Annotated in this window: 1 protein-coding gene; it reads right to left on the bottom strand. The window is 44.0% G+C overall.

Translation table 11 applies throughout. The features are described from left to right. Window positions 1-309 (bottom strand): hypothetical protein (locus AB9K35_RS00005; RefSeq protein ID WP_369923887.1); only part of this gene is annotated, 309 nt, incomplete at both ends.

The following is a 309-nucleotide window of genomic DNA, read 5'->3' as shown; positions in this document are numbered from 1 at the left end:
TCTTCTTCCCTCTTTCTCTTCTTCTCCCTCTCTTTCCCTTTTCTTCCCCTCCTTTCCTCTCCTCCCCTCTCTTCCCCTTCTTTCCTCCCCTCCTCTTTCCCTCCTCTCCTTTCCTCTCCCCTTTTCCTTCTTTTTTCCTTCTTCTTTTTTCTCTTCCTTCCCTCTTTTTTCTTCTCTTTCTTTTTTTTTCTTTGCTCCATCTCCCCTTCTTCTCTCTCTTCCCCTCCCCTCTCCCTTTCCTCTTCTTTTCTCTCTTCTTCTCTCTTTCTTTCTCTTCCCTCTTTTTCTTCTTCCTTTTTTTCTTTCTCT

The organism is Leisingera sp. XS_AS12 (genome assembly GCF_041224635.1).
Taxonomy (GTDB): Bacteria; Pseudomonadota; Alphaproteobacteria; order Rhodobacterales; family Rhodobacteraceae; genus Leisingera.
This window is presented reverse-complemented; position numbering and strand designations above follow the sequence as displayed.